This is a genomic window from Streptomyces sp. NBC_01016 (assembly GCF_026341035.1).
GTDB lineage: Bacteria > Actinomycetota > Actinomycetes > Streptomycetales > Streptomycetaceae > Streptomyces.
This window is the reverse complement of the sequence record NZ_JAPEOQ010000002.1, coordinates 2,454,199-2,471,150: the sequence shown is the minus strand read 5'-3', so window position 1 is coordinate 2,471,150 and position 16,952 is coordinate 2,454,199. Positions and strand designations below refer to the sequence as shown.

At 68.5% G+C, this 16,952-nt stretch carries 15 protein-coding genes and 2 pseudogenes; 10 read left to right on the top strand and 7 right to left on the bottom strand.

Going from position 1 to position 16,952, the window contains the following annotated elements; genetic code table 11:
• Positions 1-757 precede the first annotated feature (757 nt).
• Both OG746_RS37975 and OG746_RS37970 read right to left on the bottom strand, forming a co-directional pair.
• The gene (locus tag OG746_RS37975; RefSeq protein WP_266723050.1) at positions 758-1,288 is read right to left on the bottom strand and encodes a hypothetical protein; all 531 of its coding nucleotides are present in this window, start codon (positions 1,286-1,288) and stop codon (positions 758-760) included.
• Positions 1,289-1,719: 431 nt separating this feature from the next.
• Positions 1,720-2,124, bottom strand: coding sequence for a type II toxin-antitoxin system PemK/MazF family toxin (locus OG746_RS37970; protein WP_266723048.1), 405 nt, complete (start codon positions 2,122-2,124; stop codon positions 1,720-1,722).
• 942 nt (positions 2,125-3,066) lie between these two features.
• Between OG746_RS37970 and OG746_RS37965 the strand changes: the two genes are divergently transcribed.
• The 6 genes from OG746_RS37965 (at position 3,067) to OG746_RS37940 (ending at position 8,772) form a co-directional block, all read left to right on the top strand.
• Positions 3,067-3,600 carry an SDR family NAD(P)-dependent oxidoreductase gene (locus tag OG746_RS37965; RefSeq protein ID WP_266723046.1) on the top strand — a complete coding sequence of 178 codons (534 nt, stop codon included), beginning with the start codon at positions 3,067-3,069 and terminating at the stop codon, positions 3,598-3,600.
• Positions 3,601-3,757: 157 nt separating this feature from the next.
• Entirely contained in the window at positions 3,758-4,492 is a 735-nt protein-coding gene (locus OG746_RS37960; protein WP_266723044.1) for a FadR/GntR family transcriptional regulator, read from the top strand.
• A 26-nt stretch (positions 4,493-4,518) separates the two neighbouring features.
• Positions 4,519-5,403 carry an NAD(P)-dependent oxidoreductase gene (locus OG746_RS37955; RefSeq protein WP_266723043.1) on the top strand — a complete coding sequence of 295 codons (885 nt, stop codon included), beginning with the start codon at positions 4,519-4,521 and terminating at the stop codon, positions 5,401-5,403.
• A 110-nt stretch (positions 5,404-5,513) separates the two neighbouring features.
• The gene (locus OG746_RS37950; protein ID WP_266723041.1) at positions 5,514-6,866 is read left to right on the top strand and encodes an MFS transporter; all 1,353 of its coding nucleotides are present in this window, start codon (positions 5,514-5,516) and stop codon (positions 6,864-6,866) included.
• Positions 6,863-7,771 carry a transketolase gene (locus OG746_RS37945; protein WP_266723039.1) on the top strand — a complete coding sequence of 303 codons (909 nt, stop codon included), beginning with the start codon at positions 6,863-6,865 and terminating at the stop codon, positions 7,769-7,771. The genes OG746_RS37950 and OG746_RS37945 overlap by 4 nt, the downstream gene beginning before the upstream one ends.
• A gap of 2 nt (positions 7,772-7,773) precedes the next feature.
• Positions 7,774-8,772, top strand: a complete 999-nt coding sequence (locus tag OG746_RS37940; RefSeq protein WP_266723038.1) for a transketolase family protein — start codon at positions 7,774-7,776, stop codon at positions 8,770-8,772.
• A 252-nt stretch (positions 8,773-9,024) separates the two neighbouring features.
• Here OG746_RS37940 and OG746_RS37935 read toward each other — a convergent pair whose 3' ends face one another.
• The gene (locus tag OG746_RS37935; protein ID WP_266723036.1) at positions 9,025-9,633 is read right to left on the bottom strand and encodes an SMI1/KNR4 family protein; all 609 of its coding nucleotides are present in this window, start codon (positions 9,631-9,633) and stop codon (positions 9,025-9,027) included.
• Between the two features lie 149 nt (positions 9,634-9,782).
• Between OG746_RS37935 and OG746_RS37930 the strand changes: the two genes are divergently transcribed.
• On the top strand, positions 9,783-9,941 hold the full coding sequence (locus tag OG746_RS37930; protein ID WP_266723034.1) for a hypothetical protein: 159 nt from the start codon (positions 9,783-9,785) through the stop codon (positions 9,939-9,941).
• Positions 9,942-10,317: 376 nt separating this feature from the next.
• Positions 10,318-10,848 carry a hypothetical protein gene (locus OG746_RS37925; RefSeq protein ID WP_266723032.1) on the top strand — a complete coding sequence of 177 codons (531 nt, stop codon included), beginning with the start codon at positions 10,318-10,320 and terminating at the stop codon, positions 10,846-10,848.
• A 339-nt stretch (positions 10,849-11,187) separates the two neighbouring features.
• On the opposite strand, the pseudogene OG746_RS45715 reads toward OG746_RS37925, so the two are convergent.
• Positions 11,188-11,426: pseudogene (locus OG746_RS45715) on the bottom strand (IS630 family transposase); the annotation flags it as partial.
• Between the two features lie 91 nt (positions 11,427-11,517).
• Positions 11,518-12,132, bottom strand: a complete 615-nt coding sequence (locus OG746_RS37915) for a hypothetical protein (protein ID WP_524540523.1) — start codon at positions 12,130-12,132, stop codon at positions 11,518-11,520.
• Between the two features lie 199 nt (positions 12,133-12,331).
• Between OG746_RS37915 and OG746_RS37910 the strand changes: the two are divergent.
• A pseudogene (locus OG746_RS37910) lies at positions 12,332-12,988 on the top strand (SDR family NAD(P)-dependent oxidoreductase); the annotation flags it as partial.
• A 232-nt stretch (positions 12,989-13,220) separates the two neighbouring features.
• Complete coding sequence (locus OG746_RS37905) at positions 13,221-14,876, top strand: IS1182 family transposase (protein ID WP_266723028.1); 1,656 nt, start codon at positions 13,221-13,223, stop codon at positions 14,874-14,876.
• A 366-nt stretch (positions 14,877-15,242) separates the two neighbouring features.
• Here the strand turns inward: OG746_RS37905 and OG746_RS37900 are convergent, their stop codons facing one another.
• Together OG746_RS37900 and OG746_RS37895 are read right to left on the bottom strand one after the other, a co-directional pair.
• Entirely contained in the window at positions 15,243-15,848 is a 606-nt protein-coding gene (locus OG746_RS37900) for a hypothetical protein (RefSeq protein WP_266723026.1), read from the bottom strand.
• 206 nt (positions 15,849-16,054) lie between these two features.
• Positions 16,055-16,951 (bottom strand): carbohydrate ABC transporter permease, encoded by an 897-nt coding sequence (locus OG746_RS37895; protein ID WP_266723024.1) that lies wholly within the window; start codon positions 16,949-16,951, stop codon positions 16,055-16,057.
• Between the last annotated feature and the right edge of the window lies 1 nt (position 16,952).

Sequence of the window (16,952 nt, the reverse complement as noted above, 5' to 3'; positions counted from 1 at the left end):
CTTCTTCTCGCCTCACGAAACGGAGATCATCGCCGCGCCCGGAAAAGATCCAGGTCCGGACACCAGCCCCACCAGCTTCCCCCTCCGCACTGCGGTCACATCCGTGCAGCTCAGGGGCCTCGGCGGTGCTGCGGCAGGATGGCCGCTCGTGCTGTTTCGTCTCGTCTACCCGGCCGAACCCATGCGTTCGCCGCGCTGCGATTGCCAAGGCGTTCTTCGATGTCCACACCGGCGCGGGCTTCGACGACCTCCTTCACGTGGGCTACGCGAGCGCGTCGAACCGTACGCGGCGAACTGCTCAGCAACGTCTTCCCCGACACTTCGCCCGGCGAAAATCCCAGCTACGTACCGGATCCCACCGCATGAACACGAGCCAGTCACGGATCGCAGCATCGGCCGCAGCTCGGTTTGCGTCTCGCACCAAGTGCGGCGGTCCTGATATTGAAAGCAGCGGTGGACCGCGCTGTGTAGGTCCGCCCCCTCTTCACGGCCGCCGACCGAAGCGGCCCCGCGGCCGCGGGCGGAAGGGAGCCACTACGTGCAACCGCACGTCATCCAGGCCCTGCACGACTGGCACACCGCGTGGATCGTCCACGAACGCGCCACCCAGGACGTGTTCACCACGGCGTTCCCCGCCCTGAACACCACCGATCCGCGCTGCTACTGCTGCGGACCGACCCTGCGCTGCAGCACGCCGGTCAAAGGCGAGGGCAAGTGGTCATCGGACCCTCCTGCGCAACGGGCCGTCATCACGAGTTCATCCCGCGATGACGATGGTGATGGGCCCAGAGACCTTGGTGACGCCTTCGGGGGTGGCGCACTGGAGGAGGTTGGGCGCGGTGTACGTCACGACTTCCTGGAGGGCCTTCCCCGCGAAACGGCCGGAGGTGATGGTGCCGGTGCTGGTGACGATGAGCTGGCCGCCGGTGGTGAGCACCGTGTAGGTGCCCTCGTAGTGGCTGGTCGTCTGGTCGTTCCAGGTGAGGTCGAAGGCGTCGGGGCCGGCGGGCGGGGTGTAGAGGCAGCTCGCCGTGGTCGTGAAGGGCCCGAACCGGTGGTGCCCGGAGCTGACCGGGCCGCCTGTGCAGCTGGTGAGGTCGGAGGTGTTGGTGACCACGGTTTCCCGGGTGGTGAGGGTGATGCCGGGGTTGTACGTCTGCTGCCCGGTGCCCGTGCAGGTCATAAGCGTCGGATCGGCGTGGGCGGCGGGCGCGGCCAGCATGGCGAAGGCGGACGTCAGGAGGAGGGCGGTCGCGGCGCGGGCGGCGGTGCCGAGGTGACGGTTCATGGGGCCCTTTCGGGAGCGGAGGAGAAGGGTGGTGCGGTGACCACCTGCTCCGCGCACTCGTACCGCCGATGGTCCTGGTCGGCGCGCGCTGGAGTCACCCGGTCAGTTGATCATCGGACATCTTCCCGTTCGAAAGGGTCCCGTAACACCCGATAAGGCATTTCCTGGCGGGCTGTCAGCCCTTCGGTCCTGGGCGAACTCGTGCACGCCGGTGCGGCCCTGGCACAACTGGCTCCAGGGGATGCTGCGTTGTCCGCCGGGAGCGACTGCGGCGAACTGATCGACGACCTGCGAGTCGTTGCGGAAGGTCTCTAGTACTCCAGCGGTGGTTCGTGATCTCGATCGTGAAGGGCGCCGAGGAGGCAGCTGGCAGCGTCGATCATCTGGACGAGACCGACCACGCCGTCGCGGGCGTCCGTTTCCTTCTCTGCCTACCCGAGTCCACCGAGACGGAGGGCGTTCCTCATCTCGCTGAGCTTTGCGGCCGTCGCCGGGGCCCACTCCTTCGCCCGCTCACCGAGACGGAGGGCGTTCTCAATCTCGCTGATTTTCGCGGAAGACAGGGCGCCTGCCCGCTCGATCAGGTCGTCCCGGGACACAGTGGTCAGCCACGTGCATGGGGTAAAGCCCGGACGCGGGAACGCGAACCGAAGCACGCCTTCAAAGGGCAGTCCTTCCACGGCGCCTACTGCCACTTCGACGCCCAGACCGGTGATGTCGACACCCGCCCGAGCGACGACCTGCATCACCCGGATCCCGGACACGTCGTCTCCCGACAGCAGCACGACCGGCCGCCGCTCGTCGAACTCCACCCACCAGACTTCGCCACGTTGCACATGTCCTCCTGACACAGGACGGCGGGCGGACGCTGCGCGACCCCGACGCGCTGCTCTCTCCGCCCTGTGCGACGTAACAGTATCCGAGCAAGCCCACGCCACAGCGGCCGAGTTGGGCCGGGAGGCCCTGACCATCCATCGCGAGACCGGCCACCGCCCAGGCGAAGCCCGCACGCTCTTGTCACTCGCCCGCGCTCACCGGAAAACCGACCACACTGCCGCAGAACTGATGAGACAGCAGGCACGGGGCATTTTCGCGAACATGGGCGTTCCCGCGAGTGGGTGCGAGGAGCTCGGCCAGTGACTCTCCACAGCCCGCACCCCGGACGAAGACTCGTCGCCGCTGGCGACGGGCGGACTCCCCACGATGGCGAGAGCCAGTGCCCCAGTCGGACTGCGGCACTCCGTGTTGGAGAGTTTTGGTCCCTCGCACTTCAGCCATCTGAGCACTGCTCTGTCGCTGAGCGATGCACGGCTGACCGGCGGCGTGCTCCTCAGTGGAGCTCGGGTCATTGCGCCCGGAGGACAGGCGGTGGCCGCCGGCGGTCTGGGCCTGGAAGGAGGCATGTTCTGTACAAGGGGCTTGTCCCACAGGGGGAAGTACGTTTGCTGGGCGGGTCGAGGTTGGCCGCGACGCGGGCCGACTCGGCTTCGATGCCGGGTATCCGGCTCCTGGTGATGACGAGTGTCTGTGTCGACGCCCCCAGAAGGTCCACCAGTTCGTCGAACCAGCACTCCTCGAGCCACAGGGCGTGAGCGATCTGCGCTCCGGCTAGATTGAGGTGCCCGGAGATCCGCGCCCCGGTGAGCCTCAGTCACGCCACTGCCCCCGGCTGCGTGGTGTTCGCGCCCAGGAGGAGCACCGCGATCACGGCGGCCCGAACCGTCCGCCCGGGTCCCCACCGCGCGCCGTCGTCGCCTCCATCCTCCTCGGGCGATCCCGTGCGCAGGTCCACGAGGCGCCCCTCGGGGAACGCGTCCCACAATTCCACGGGGATCACCTCGCCGGTCCGCTTCCTGGACGTCACCCCCGCCGAATGGGACCGGATCTTCGACGTGAACGTGCGCGGCAGCTTCCTGGTCACACGGCGAGTGGCGGCCGGGATGGCGGAGCGCGGCTTCGGACGCATCGTCTTCCTGTCGTCCGTCTCTGCGGAGCGCGGAGGTGGCGTGTTCGGCGGCGTGGCCTACTCCGCGGCGAAGGCCGGCCTCCTCGGCTTCGCCCGCGCCCTCGCCCGTGAACTGGGCCCCGCCGGCGTCACGGCGAACTGCGTCGCGCCCGGCCTCATCGACACCGACATCACCCAGGGCAAGCTCGACGACGAGCGCAAGGCCGCCATGATCGCCGATGTCCCGGTGCGCCGGATCGGGGAGGTCGAGGACGTGGCCGACGTGATCACGTTCCTGGCCCAGCCCGAGTCGGGCTACCTGACGGGCGTGACCTACGACGTCAACGGCGGCGCGCACATCCACTGAGTCCGCGGGTGACGTGCGGTCGGCGGGTGCGCCAACAGATCGCGAAATTGGTTTAACCAAAGTGTTGACCTCGCGGTTTGCCAGGTCATAGCCTCGCCGCATTGGTTAAACCAATCTGTTCGGTGACCCTGAGGGCCGCCGGTGTGAGGAGGCTTCGATGGCCATGGACCTGGCCCAGTTGGTGGGTGCGCTCTCGGAGCAGAGCACCCCGGACGGCGACGGAGGACGGCTGCGACTGCCCACCGAGCGCGCGCTCGTGGACAGCCTGGAGATCAGCCGTGGGGCGCTGCGCGAGCAGCTGTCGATCCTGGAGCACCTCGGCTTCCTGGACCGCACCCAGGGCCGCGGCTCCTACCTCACGGCGCCCGGCACCGGATTCCTCCAGCTCTACTTCGACCTGGCGGGCCAGCTCGGGCACCTCAGCCAGCCGCAGTTCCGCGACGCGCGCGAGATCCTGGAGACCGCGCTGGCCGAGGCTGCGGCCCGTCGCGCCACCGCGGACGACGTCGACGCCCTGCGCGCACTCGTGGACGAGATGGTTCGGGCCACCACCACCGGGGAACACGGCGCCGCGCTCGAGGCCGACCTCGACTTCCACCGCCGCCTGTGCGACATCGTCGGCAACCCGGTGTTCAGCATGCTGCACGACGCCCTCAGCCACGCGCTCCGCAGTGAACTCGTCGAGCGGCGCGAGCGCGCCGGGCAGGTCCCGCTGCCGCCCGGCCGCAGCCTGGTCATCGACACCGTGCACTACGGAATCGTCGAGGCCATAGACGGGCGCGACGCCGAGGGCGCGCGCGCCGCCATGCGCCGCCACTTCGAGGTCTGGTCCTCGTTCACCGACGCCTCGGCCCACGAGGCCGTCCGCCCCTGCACCGCTTCGGATCAGTGAAACGGCCACGGCCGCTGGAGACCCCCATGAGCCCCATAACCCCCTCAGCCGTCACCTTCGTCGGTATCGGCGCCATCGGTCTGCCCATGGCCGCGCGCATCGCCGCCGCCGGACACCACGTCACCGGTGTCGACCCCGCGCCGAACGCGGGCGAACGCGCTCGCGCCGCCGGGCTCGCCGGAGCCGTCACCTCGGTCGACCAGGCTCCGGAAACTCCCGTCACCATCGTCATGGTCGCCACGCCCGACCAGCTGGCCGCCCTCGTGGACACCACACTCGACGCCCGCCCCGACCAGGCCGGACGCCACTGGGTGATCATGAGTACGGTCGGACCGGACGCGGTGCGCTCCGAGGGCGGTCGGCTCGCCAAGGCCGGCGCACAGGTCGTCGACGCCCCCGTGACCGGCGGCGTCGCCCGTGCCCGTACCGGCGAGTTGACCATCTTCGCCGCCGGTGACACCGCGGACGTGGTCACCGTGACCCCGGTGCTGGACGTCTGCGGCACCGTGCGCCCGGTCGGTGACCGGCTCGGTGAGGGTCAGGCCATCAAGGTGGTCAACCAGCACCTGTGCTCGGTCCACATCGTCGCCGCCGCCGAGGCGCTCAACCTCGCCGGCACCCTCGGCCTCGACCGGGGCAAGGTCCTCGGCCTGATCGAGACCGGTGCCGCCGGATCGTTCATGCTCTCCGACCGCGGGCCACGGATGCTCGAGGGCACCGACACCGAAGTCACGAGCACCGTCTCGATCTTCGTGAAGGACAGCGGCCTGGTGGCCGAGGCGGCCCGCTCCGCCGGCGCCGACACCCCACTCCTCGACCTCTCCCGCGACCGGTACCTGGCCGCCGCCGAGCGCGGACTCGCCGCCCGCGACGACTCCCGCGTCATCGAGACGTACCAGCAGACCCCCTGATCGCCCGTCAGGGCACCGGCGCCACCCCTGAGCGCCGGGCCGGAGAGCCCTCCGCCTCTCCCTTCGGGCCGAACCCCGGACCGTACTCCGGGCAGAACAAGGAGCCGCCGATGAGTGCCGTCAGCAATGCCGCCGACGCGTCCCACCGCGACAACCCCGCCAAAGTCTCCCTCGCCTCCATGGTCGGATCGGCGGTGGAGAGCTACGACTTCTTCATCTACGGAACAGCCTCCGCCGCCTACTTCGGCACCGCCTTCTTCCACACCGACAACAAGCTCGTCGGTGTCCTCGCCTCCTTCGCCACCCTCGCCGTCGGCTTCTTCTTCCGGCCCCTCGGCGGCTATCTCGCCGGCCACTTCGGCGACCGCATCGGGCGCAAGACCGTCCTCAACGCCTCGCTGCTCCTGATGGGAGTGGCCACCGTCCTCGTCGGCGCGCTGCCCACCTACGCGCAAGTCGGCGTCGCCGCCCCGCTGTTGCTGATCCTGCTGCGCATCCTCCAGGGCATCGGCTTCGGGGCCGAGTGGGGCGGCGCCGTCCTGATGGCCGTCGAACACGCGCCGCCGCGCCGCCGCGGCTGGTTCGGGGCCGTCCCGCAGATCGGCATCCCCGCGGGGCTCCTCCTGGCCAACGGCACCTTCCTGGTCAGCGAGCAGCTGTTCACCGGGAACTGGGTGTGGCGCGCGCCGTTCCTGCTGTCCATCGTGATGGTGGCCGTCGGGCTCTTCATCCGGCTGCGGATCGAGGAGCCCCCGGAGTTCACCGAGATGAAGCAGCGCGGTGAGATCCGCAAGACGCCCGCGCTCGACGTGCTGCGCCGCGACTGGCGGCTCATCCTGCGCATCACCGCGCTGCGGCTCGCCGAGACCGGCGGCTACTACGTCGCCACCAGCTTCGTCCTCTCCTACGTCGGTCTCGCCGAGCTCGGCACCAGCAACGACGTACTTCTCGGAACGGTCATCGGCTCCGCCGTCGGCCTCGGCAGCCACCTCTTCTTCGGCGCCCTGTCCGACCGCATCGGCCGCAAGCCGGTCTTCCTCATCGGCGCCGTCTTCACCATCGCGTTCGGTTTCCCGCTGTTCCTCCTGGTCAACACCGGTGTCACCGCACTGATCGTGACCGCCGTCGTGCTTGCCCTGGTACTCAGCCACGACCCGATCTTCGCCGTCGAATCCTCCTGGTTCTCCGAGCAGTTCCCCCGCGAGGTCCGCTCCTCCGGCATCTCGCTCGGCTACAACCTGGCCTCGCTCGTCGCCGGCCTGCTGCCCTTCGCCGCCACCGCCCTGTACGGCTGGGTCGGCTGGGAGGGCCCCGCCGCCCTGTTCTGCCTCCTCGGCGTCGCCTCCACGGCCGCCGCGATCGGCGCCCCGGAAACCGCCCCGGCCAGGACCGGCCTCGACGACAGCTCCCCTGCCACTTCTGCCGATTCATCCGCCACCCCCATCCCCGAGAAGGTCCGATGACTGCCACAACCGTGACCGGGGCCCGCGACACGGCCCGTACCCTCACCGAGCGCGTCGCCCATGTCGGCGAGGCCGCGTACCGCATGCGCCACCACGTCCTGACCATGGGCGAAGGACAGGGCCAGGGGTACGTCGGCCAGGCTCTCGGCGCCGCCGACACGCTCGCCGCCGTCTACACCGACCAGCTGCGGCTGCACCCCGAGGACCCCGAGTGGTCCGGCCGCGACCGCTTCCTGCTCTCCACCGGTCATTACGCGATCGGCCTCTACGCCGCGCTCGCCGAGGTCGGCACCATCCCCATCGACGAACTCGCCATGTACGGCACCGACGACTCCCGCCTGCCGATGTCCGGCATGGCCTCGTACACGCCCGGCATGGAGATCTCCGGCGGCTCGCTCGGACACGGCCTGACCGTCGCCGTCGGTATCGCCCTCGGCCTGCGCCACCAGAGCAACCCCGCCCGGGTGTTCAACTTCCTCTCCGACGACGAACTCGACGAGGGCTCCACGTGGGAGGCGGCCATGGGCGCCCACCACCACAAGCTCGGCCACCTCACCGCCCTGGTCGACATGAACGCCCTGCAGGCCGACGGCGCCACCAACACCGTGCTCTCCATCGAGCCGGCCGAACAGAAGTGGCAGGCCTGCGGCTGGTTCACCCAGCGCGTCGACGGCAACGACGTCGAGGCCCTGCTGCGCGCCCTGGACGCGGCCGCCGAACAGGCCGCCGCCGAAGGCCGGCCCTCCGTGATCCTGTGCGACACCCGCATCGGCCGCGGGGTCCCGCTCCTGGAGAACCGCGAGAAGGCCCACTTCATGCGGATCGAGGAGCACGAATGGGAGATCTGCCGACAGCAGCTGACGGCCGGTCACGACGCCGCGGCCACCAACGGAACGGAAGCCTGACCATGACGACCACCACCGCAGCCCAGCCCAAGCGCCTCACCACCTCGGCGATGATCGCCTCCTTCGCCGACCCCGGCCAGCGCACCTCCCCGGCCCCCTTCGGCAAGGCCCTGGCCGCCGCGGCCGAGCAGGACCGGCGGATCGTCGGTCTCACCGCCGACCTCGGCAAGTACACCGACATGCATGTCTTCGCGCAGGCTCACCCCGACCGGTTCTTCCAGATGGGCATGGCCGAGCAGTTGCTATTCGGCGCGGCGGCCGGCATGGCGGAGACGGGCCTCGTCCCGTTCGCGTCGACGTACTCGGTGTTCGCGGCCCGCCGCGCGTACGACTTCATCTGCCTCGACATCGCCGAGCCGAACCTCAACGTCAACATCGTCGGCGGCCTGCCCGGCCTGACCACCGGCTACGGCCCCAGCCACCAGGCCACCGAGGACGTCGCGATCTTCCGCGGCATGCCGAACCTCACCATCGTCGACCCCTGCGACGCCCTCGACCTCGAGCAGGCCGTCCCGCAGCTCGCCGCCCACGACGGCCCCACCTACCTGCGCCTCCTGCGCGGCAAGGTGCCCCTCGTCCTGGACGAGTACGACTACAGCTTCGAACTCGGCAAGGCCAAGGTGGTCCGCGACGGCCGCGACGTCGTCTTCGTCTCCAGCGGCCTGATGACCATGCGCGCGCTCCAGGCGGCCGAGAAGCTCGCCGCGCACAACGTCGACGTGGCCGTCGTGCACAGCCCGACGCTCAAGCCGTTCGACGAGGAGACCGTGCTGCGCGAACTAGCCGGTGACCGACTCGCGGTGACGCTGGAGAACCACACGGTCGTCGGCGGCCTCTTCGAGACCGTCGCCTCCGCCGCCGTCCGCACCGGCCTCGGCAAGCCCGTCCTGCCGATCGCCCTCCCGGACGAGTTCATCGACGCGGGCGCGCTCCCGACCTTGCACGACCGGTACGGCCTGGCCGCGGACCGGATCGTCGAGAAGGTACTCAAGTCACTCTGAGGCACTGAAGGGCGGGCAGATCGTCGGCAGGCAGCGGCAGTACGGTGCTGGCCGACACCGCCCTGCATACCGCAAGGGCAACGGGCAGCCGCCGCAGGTCACGAACGAGAGCCATGGCGTCTTCAGCGGCGGGACGGAGGGACCGCCGCTGACATCCGCCGTCTCTGTCATGCCCCCGTACCCACCGACGTACCCGAAACCGGACGTGCCATGGGGCCCACACACGTGTGACCCTCTGCCCGATCTGCTGGCTCAGGCTTCCTGCCATTCCAGGAAGCCCTGGTCGTCCACGTAGGGCTTCCACTCGCCCCAGATCGGAAAGCTGGAAGAGCGCAGGGCCTGTGCGGTGGCCTCCAGGAGGCGGGTGAGGCTGTCGAAGGCCGGGCCTCTCGGGAAAGAGGCACCGTCGCCGTGCTCGAACACGCCCACCCTGCCCGCCTCTTCGCCTTCTGCGTGGGTGACGAAGAGGAGGTTTCCGCTCTCGTCGTGGCAGACAGAAATCCAGCACGGATGCCACAGGGGGTGGTCGCCAGGCAGTGGGCGCGGGTACTGGCCCGGGTTTTGCGGGTGCTTGTCCCTCAACTGTTGAATGCGGCGTTCGTCTGCCACCCGCCACGCCACATATTCGCGGCGGATGACGTCGACACTGCTGAACCGATGGAAGCCCGGGAGCACGAATTCACCAGCGCCGTCACGGCGCAGCAGCGCGCCTTCGAGTTCGGCCGGAAGCGCGCCGCCGATGTGCGCTTCCAGGTCCTGCAGTGCGTGCTCGCTTGCGGCTTCGGGAAGTGAAGCGAAGGTGGCCGGCGCGTTGGGCCGCAGCCAGGCTTCGATATCTGCCCAGGCATCAGCCGGTGTCATGACGACATGCTTGCGTGCCCCGTTCTCGCGCCGCAAGGGCCAGGAAGCTGGAACGCTTTGGGGCCGGGAGAAGGCGTGGGCCCCGCGCTCGTCCTGGCCGCCGCGTGATCGAAAGGCAACCATTCCCGTGACCTGACGGTCATGTCCGTGTGGCCCGCGTACCGGGGGGCCATTGTCAGCTCCGCCTCGGGAAGTTCGAGACCGGAAACACCTTCCCGATCATGTGGCGCACGCCTCTCCCGAACAGCGACTACTACGGCCTCGTGACGCCGATCGCCTCCGCGGCAGACTACGTCGACGTGAAGTAGCTCTCGGGAGGGTCACCTACCCTCCAGTAAACGCGGAATGCCCAGGCCGAAGACCCTTCGGTCTGGGCATTCTTGATCCCTGGCTTCCTCGTCCCCCAGGCCGATCCGTAGCACTGGTCCGTCCTGACCGTGATCAGCCGTGGCCAGGAAGACGACCTCTACGAAGGCACCATCGAGGGTTATCTGCTGCACATGCTGTGCGGCGAGCTACCACGTCTGGGACTACGGCTACTGGCAGGGCGCGTACGCGTGGCCCCTACCATCGCGAAGGCGGGGCCGGCCCTGGCCCCGCTTCCGCCCAGGGAGACGTATTCATGAAAAGGCCTCTGGTCAGGTCGCTCGTCGGAGTCGCAGCTCTCGCTCTGGCGGTCACCGGTTGCACAACCGGAGCCCCCAAGGACAGTTCGAAGTCGGCGCGCCCCGCTCCGAGCTCCACGGAGGCAGCAAGAACAGCCTGGTCTCGCAGATACGCGTCGCAGTCGCGGACGACAAGGGCTACAGCGTCGAGGACGCGACCAACCTCGACCGCGCGACCGACCAAACCGAACCCCGACTATGGAAGGTCTGCTTCAAAAGGCCCGGAAAGGCCCCCAGCTCCGTGGACTTCGGAGTGGTCCTCACCGGCGAACCCTGTCCGAAGAAGTGGGGAGAGCGGGCACCGGCCCCGCACACGCCCTCCCTGGTGGGGGACGACTTCGCCAAGGCCTACAAGGCCGTCCTGGCCATGGGCTATCCCGCCCAGGACATTCGTGTCTACTACGGGGGAAGCGCGGAGACGGATCGTTCACAGCTCCAGAAGGTAAAAGGGCAGGTATGCAAGCAGCTCCCAGCTGCGGAGCATACCTTCCATAATCCGGAGCATGTGGATCTTTTTGTGGCCGTAGGTAAGTGCCCAGACAGGGCGTGAACTTCAGGTCGGGGGCCGATGCAGGCTTGGGTGACGGGTTGACCTGCCCCACGTCCTGGGTTCCAGTTCTGGTGGCTAACTGACGGCCCTTCACGGAAGGCTGGCAGTCATGCCTCGTCCCTGTCCTCCGGAGTTCCGGGTGCATGCCATCGCGTTGGTCGCGCCAGCAAGCAGGCCACGCAGACCGCGGTCGAGCTCGGCGTCCATCCCGTCACGTTGTCGAAGCGGTTGCAGTAAGAAGCCATCCACAACGGACGGCGGCCGAGAGAGCTGGTGCGGTCCTGACGGCTTCGTATTCGACAGGTGGATGCTGAGTTGCTGGTGCTGCGGCACGCGATCCGCGAACCGTTCATCGGACAGCTTCGGCACCTTCGCCGGCCCCGATGACGCCAGCGCCTCCATACCGCCCACCCGCCAGACACGCCGCCAGCGCTCCACCGACCGCCCACTGACCCGCAGATCCTTCGCAATCACGCGTTCTTCTCGCCCTGCACGAACCGCTCACCAGACTCGAAACGGATGCGCTCGCGAGCTTGTCGCCGCTCGGCGGTCAACCCACCGCCCTGCGCGTACCGCATACCACCGGCCTACCGCACGGATCACAACCCGTCGCCCCCTCCGACAACGCCCCGAAGAGATCAGTAATCACCCGTCGCGGCAATACAGGGTTCAGCGCAGCTTGTTCACCGCCGTCACCGTCGTCTTCTTGAAGTCGGCCACCTTGGCGTCGCGGTAGGAGCCCATCTGGCCCCAGCGGACCACCGTCACGATGTTGCCGTCCCGGCCCACCGAGAACAGGTTGATGTCTGAGGCGCCCCACGTGGTCGTGGTGTGCACGCCGTACACGAAGGCGCCTTCCTCGACGGGGAGCCGGCCGTAGTACTTCTGCGTCGCGCTCACCTCGGGGTCCTGCTTCATCAACGAACCGGCGCACCCGGCCAGGTCCTCGCGCAGCAACGCCGCGAAGTCCTTGGCGCGCTGCGCGTTGCGCTCCACCACGGTCACCTGTAGTGCGGTGGCATCGAGGTCCGTGTGGTACGCGCGGTGCACGGAGATCGACGGAAGCGCCTCGCCCACGCACATCGGCAGCGGATCCGGCTGCCCGGCCGTGACCGGACTCGCGTACCAGGGCGACGAGGGGTGCGGCGGCAGTTGGGACGGGGACAGGAACCTCGGCGTGCCGGACGCGGAGGCGGTCCCCATCGCCGTCACGGCGATGCCCGTCGTGGCGGCCGCCACGACGATCAGTGCCATCAGGCCTCTACGGGTTCCAGTGTTCGTCATCGGCGCATTCTCCATATCTCGCGCATGTCGTCATACATGCTGGTTCCGATTGGTCTGACTGCCCTGTACGACCAGTGGCATTACTTACCCGTTGCCCTGACTTGTGTCACGACTCTGTCACTGGCCTCACACCCGACGGCGACCGCTCGAAGCTACGTCTCCCCTGTCTTCAGCTCATGCGGGCGACACCCAACACCGCCCCGAGTTGAAGGAAACCGGCGCCTACACGGTGTCGGCCGACCTGAGTACCGCCGAAGGCGTCACTAGCCTCATCGACAGCGCCCTCACTGAACTGGGAGGCATCGACCTGCTGGTGAACAACGTCGGAGCCGGAGACGACGTGGAGCCCGTCGGCTTCCTCGACACCGACGACTCCCAGTGGACCCGCGTTATCGACCTCAATCTGCTCAGTGCCGTCCGCGCCGCCCGCGCGGCTCTGCCGAGCCTGATCGAGCGCCGTGGGGCGATCGTCAATGTCGCGTCCATCAACTCCCGTCTGCCTGCCGCCGGCCCGGTCGCCTACAGCGCTGCCAAGGCGGGCCTCGCCGCGCTCGGGAAGTCCCTGTCCGAGGAGTTCGGGCCCCAGGGGGTGCGTGTGAATACCGTCTCTCCCGGCGTGGTTCGCACCGCCATATGGGAGGACCCGGAAGGATTCGGCGGCAAGGTAGCGGCCGGAGCCGGGGCGGAGCACGCCGCATTCCTTCAGCAGATCCCGGAAGCCTTCAACATCACCACCGGTCGCATCACCGAACCCGAAGAAGTGGCGGCCCTGATCACGTTCCTTCTCTCCGACATCGCAGGCAACATCACCGGCGCCGATTACGTCATCGACGGTGGCACCGTCAAGACGCTCTGAACGCCGCGGTCTCCAGCATCAGTTCCCGCAGTGCGTGGTGGACCAGCAGATGGGCCCAGATCTGCTGAAGGACACCGTCGGGTGTCTTGCTGGAGAGGACCACCTTCGCGCCGCGCTGGGCCAGTAAAGCAACGGCATGACTCTGTTGGTGATCTTGCCGGGGGTGCTGACAGGCCATCTGTTCGGCGGTTTGCTGGGATGAGGCGGGGTGGTTCCGGGGAGAGGGCCGGAGATGTCCTTGCGGGCCAGGAGTTACCAACAGATCCCAACGCGAACGGTGTTGACGGCGTGGGCGGCGTGCCCGAAGGGCACGCCGGCGATGCTGATTCGGGATCGGCTGGATGTGGTGTTCGAGGACGAGGAGTTCGCGGACCTGTTCCCCAAGGACGGCCGTCCGGGCTTGTCGCCGGGGCAGTTGGCGCTGGTGTCGGTGCTGCAGTTCACGGAGAACCTGTCCGACCGTGCGGCCGCGAACGCCGTCCGCACCAGGATCGACTGGAAATACGCGTTGGGCCTGGAACTGGACGATCCCGGCTTCGACCATTCAGTGCTGTGCGAGTTCCGGGCCCGGCTGGCCGAGGCCGACGCCGCGGACCGGCTGCTGCAGGTGATGCTGCACCGGCTGACCGAGGCCGGACTGCTCAAATCCCGCGGACGGCAGCGCACCGACGCGACCCATGTGCTCGCGGCGGTACGCACCCTCAGCCGGCTGGAGCTGATCGGCGAGAGTCTGCGAGCTGCCCTGGAACAGCTCGCTCAGGCGGACCCCGACTGGCTGCTGCCGCTGGTCGAGCCGGAGTGGGACAAGCGCTACGGGCGCAAGGTGGAGATCGGCAGGGTCCCCGGCGGGAAGGCCGGAGTCACCGCTCTGGCCGAGACCTTCGGCCGGGACGGGCAGAAGATTCTGGCCGCCGCGTGGGCGGCTGGCTCCCCGCCCGGGCTCCGGACGCTGACTCAGGTGGAGATCCTGCGTCGGGTCTGGGTGCACCACTATTACTGGGATGCCCGCGGGCATCTGCGCTGGCGCGACGGCCACGCGCTGCCACCCGCGTTGCTGCGGTTCGATTCCCCCTACGACACCGATGCGCACTACTGCGTCAAACGGGACACTGCCTGGTCCGGCTACCGCACCCATTTCACCGAAACATGCACGTCAGACCTGCCGGAGGTGGTCGTGCACGTGGCCACCACGATCGCCCCGGTCCAGGACGGCGAGCTCACCGCCCAGATCCACGACGACCTCGCCGCGATCGACCTGACTCCCACCGAGCACGCGGTCGACGCCGCCTATGTCAGCCCCGTGCAGATCGAACGCGCCCGGCGGGTGCACGGCATCACCCTGCTCGGCCCGGTCGCACCCGACCACAGTCACCAGGCCAAAAGCGGGACCGGGTTCGACAAAGCCGCCTTCACGATCGACTGGGAGGATCGCCGGGCCACCTGCCCCCAGGGCAACCTCAGCCGCGAGTGGCGGCCCCTGCGCATCAGCGGACACGGCTACATCCAGGTCAAGTTCGACAAGGCCACTTGTGTGGCCTGCCCCGTGCGCCCACAGTGCACCGCCGCAGTCAGTGGCCCGCGTTCACTCGCGCTGCTACCCACCCGCGAACTGCATGAGATCCAGCAGCACAACCGTCTCGACCAGCGCACCGAGGACTGGCAGCGCCAGTACGCGATCCGCGCCGGCATCGAAGCCACCCTCTCCCAGAACGTCCGCGCCTACGGCCTGCGCCGAACCCGCTACCGAGGCCTGCCGAAAACGCACATCGGGCACGTCCTGACTGCACTGGCCTGCAACGTCACCCGCATCGCCGACTGGATCACCGAACCGACCCGTCCCCGGCGGGCACCCAGCCACTTCCGCGCCCTCTGCACCGCCCCCAGCTGACCCCGGCAAGATCACCAACAGAGTCACGGCATTGGCTTTAGTGCCCGTCCGACCGGGCCACCACACGGCCTGCGACACTGCACGCCGCTCGCCCACAGCGACCTCTCCCGCGATCCGTCCGGAGGCCCCTGGTCCGCCCTCACTTCGCGCGAACGTCGGGGCTGAAGACAGGATCTCGGCGGCAGGAAGAGGCTATTCCGGCTCAACTCCCCAAAGATTCACGCGAATTGATGTAGTTCACATCGGCCTCTGTGGCATTCTTTCCTTCCTTCTGCACGCAACCTCCGCCCCTGGGGGGCTCATGGCTGAGGAGAGAGCCGGTGTGACGACTGGTGCCGCGCGCTACCGGCGCGCGGCGTGCAGGCGTCAGGTGCGGTCCCGAGCGTGGCAGAACAGGGGGTCGAGCGGAACGCCCTGGTCATCAACAACGAGGCAGCTGTCCGCGATCGGTTCCCGGGGGAGGTCCAAGAGAAGCCGGTTCAGAACTTCCGCCTGGTTGGGGAGCGCGACCGGGTCGAGGCCGAGCGCCCGGGCCGCGCGGTCCCGTCGCCTATCGAGGTCGGGCATGTCGTCCAGGTACTCACCGATGAGCGCCCACAGCTCTTCGGTGCTGCGTCCAGGAGCGTCCCGCCACCACGGGACCACAAGGCACAGCCTCACCAGCTCCGGCAGCCCGAGAGCGATGAGTTCCGCCTCCCCGTCGAGGCTGATGTACACGACGGGTCGTTCCTCCCCACCCTCGCCGACGAAACAGAACGCGTCACCCGAGCCGGCCCGCGCAAACTGCTCCAGCCGCGCCCCGGACGCGAGCCGGACACCTTCCTCGAGCTCATGAGCCGTCGGGTCCGTCGCGTCGAGATCCGCGACTCCCGCGAAGAAGGCGACGGCCTCGCTGTCGGCGCTCAACAGAGGCAACAGGACCCCGGGCTGAGCGGGTACGTCACGATCGGGCGCGGGATCCGGTCCGTTCACCCGCCCACCGTAACCGGGACACGGCGGGGCGGGCGCCGAATCGTATTTCTGCGACCGACCCGCCTCGCCGTGTCCAGCAAGTTCGCCGTCATGCGGCTGCTCCCGATGAGCGAGGTCGCGACCACGAGATCGGGACACTGGATACCCCTCGACCGTCCCGGCCGCCCCCGCCCGCGGACGTCACGGTGGACAACAGGTGGATCACGTCACTTGCCGATCCCGGCCGTCAGCCCGCTGAGCAGTTGCCGGCGGCCGAACGCGTACAGGATCAGGATCGGCAGGGTCGTGAGGATGACCGCGGCGAGGATCGCGGGGACGTTGACCTGGAACTGGCCCTGCAGGGTCCACACGGCGAGCGGCAGGGTCCGCTGGGACGGGCTCTGGGTGAGGATCAGCGGCAGCAGGAATCCGTTCCAGATCGTCAGGGCGTTGTAGATGGTCACGGTGATGAGGGCGGGGCGGGTGAGCGGCGCCGCGAGGCGCCACAGCGTGGACCACTCGGTGGCTCCGTCAACCCGCATCGAGTCGAAGAGCTCCTCGGGCACGTCGCGGATGAAGTTGGACAGCACCAGCACGGAGAGCGGGATGGCGAAGGCGATGGAGGGGAGAATGAGTGCCAAAAGGCTGTCGTAGAGGTGCAGCTTGATGATGATCAGGTAGATCGGGATGATCGTGGCCTGCAGTGGGATGGCGAGGCCCATGAGGAAGAGGCCGTTCACCATCCGCAGGAACCGCATCCGCCAGCCGCGCACGATCGCGTAGGCGGCCATGAAGGAGAACGTGATCGCCGGAACCACCGCTCCGACGGCGACCACGACGCTGTTGAGGAAGTAGTGGAGGAAGTCGGATTCGATGACCAACCGGTAGTTGTCGAAGGTGGAGTCGCCCGACGGCAGCAGCGCGTTGCCGCTGTAGTAGGTGCTCTGGTCCTTGAGGCTGGTGATCAGGGTCCAGTACAGAGGGATGATGACGACGACGAGCCAGCACCATCCGGCCAGGCCGCCCGCCCAGTTGCGCCGCTGGGCGGTCGCCCGGGGGCGGCCGCGTCGGCGTTCGCGGTGGTCGTCCTTCCGCGGTTGTGCCTTGGTCAGTGTGGCGGTCATG